The organism is Tritonibacter sp. SIMBA_163, assembly GCF_046535935.1.
Lineage (GTDB): Bacteria > Pseudomonadota > Alphaproteobacteria > Rhodobacterales > Rhodobacteraceae > Epibacterium > Epibacterium scottomollicae.
Window position 1 is genome coordinate 1 of sequence record NZ_JAWJBP010000089.1, and the last position, 630, is coordinate 630.

General features: G+C 69.2%; 2 protein-coding genes. One reads left to right on the forward strand and one right to left on the reverse strand.

The annotated features are described in order from the left end of the window. The coding region (locus R0J92_RS21540) for a hypothetical protein (RefSeq protein ID WP_411053134.1) at positions 1 to 391 on the reverse strand (391 nt) is incomplete at its 3' end. Between R0J92_RS21540 and R0J92_RS21545 the strand changes: the two genes are divergently transcribed. Then, a partial coding sequence (locus R0J92_RS21545; protein ID WP_411053135.1) for a hypothetical protein occupies positions 381 to 630 on the forward strand: 250 nt, incomplete at its 3' end. The genes R0J92_RS21540 and R0J92_RS21545 overlap by 11 nt on opposite strands.

Here is a 630-nt window from a genome sequence, read left to right on the forward strand (position 1 = left end):
GAAAGATCGGCGGCGGACCCCGGCGAAGCAGCCGCACGTGCAGCGGCTTATCGACCACTGGTTCAAGCACTACGAGGAGCAATATGGACAGAAACCGCCCTTCACCCAGCGAGACGCCCACCACATCAAATCGGCCCTCAAAGCCTGCCGGGACGACCCCACCCGCGTCGAGAACGCCCTCACCAGCTACCTCGCCTGCCGGGAGCCCTTCTTCCGGGGCCACCCCCTCAGCCAGTTCATTGGCCAGCTCGGGCGGTGGACGGCTGGGCGAGAAGGGCGTGCCAGCAGCGGGAGTGCCCACGGGCTCGACGAGAGCATCGACACCCACATCCTCTAGCCCCGACCGCATTGCCGAGGCGAAGGCCGCCCGCCTCGAACGAATGGCGCTCAAGCGCATCCGCCTCGAACTCGCCCGCACGCCCGAGAACCCGAACGGCCGGGCCGATTGCGGCTACGAGTTCGTCGCGCCGCTCGACGACACCGGTCATTTCGACGCCGAGGAGTGGCGCGCCGCGCGCGACCGCTGCACCGTGCGCCGGTTCTGGGTCCACGAGGACGACCAGGCCGGTCATCTGATCCACACCCGCGGCCGGCGCTGGGCGTTCCGCTACGACGGCGAGGACGAGGACG